Source organism: Mesorhizobium sp. M7A.F.Ca.ET.027.03.2.1 (genome assembly GCF_003999175.1).
Taxonomy (GTDB): domain Bacteria; phylum Pseudomonadota; class Alphaproteobacteria; order Rhizobiales; family Rhizobiaceae; genus Mesorhizobium.
In genome coordinates this window covers 1-567 of record NZ_RZOM01001800.1, presented here as the reverse complement: position 1 = coordinate 567, position 567 = coordinate 1, and the positions used below count along the sequence as shown (strand labels likewise).

The following is a 567-nucleotide window of genomic DNA, read 5'->3' as shown; positions in this document are numbered from 1 at the left end:
GCGCCTCGCCGCACACTGCGAGCTGCTTGTCCATGTTCTCCTTGATCTTGTGCATCGGCACGTGGCCGGGCCCCTCGATCATCACCTGGCAATCCTTGGCCCAGGCGATCTTCGTCAACTCGCCGAGCGTCTCCAGCTCGGCGAATTGGGCTGCGTCATTGGCATCGGCGATCGAGCCCGGACGAAGGCCGTCGCCGAGAGAAAAGGACACATCATAGGCGCGGCAGATGTCGCAGATCTCCGCGAAATGCTCGTAGAGGAAGCTTTCTCGGTGATGGTGCAGGCACCATTTGGCCATGATCGAGCCGCCACGCGAGACGATGCCCGTGACCCGGTCTACGGTAAGCGGGATGTAATGCAGCCGCACGCCGGCATGGATGGTGAAATAGTCGACGCCCTGTTCGGCCTGTTCGATCAGCGTGTCGCGGTAGACCGCCCAGGTCAGGTCCTCGGCGATGCCGCCCACCTTTTCGAGCGCCTGATAGAGAGGCACCGTGCCGATCGGCACTGGCGCATTGCGTACGATCCACTCGCGGATGTTATGGATGCTGCGTCCCGTCGACAGAT

At 62.1% G+C, this 567-nt stretch carries 1 protein-coding gene; it reads right to left on the bottom strand.

Annotated elements, in window-relative coordinates; all coding sequences use genetic code 11:
- Positions 1 to 567: phosphomethylpyrimidine synthase ThiC (locus EN750_RS38145; protein WP_189526854.1), on the bottom strand; the 567-nt coding region annotated here is incomplete at both ends.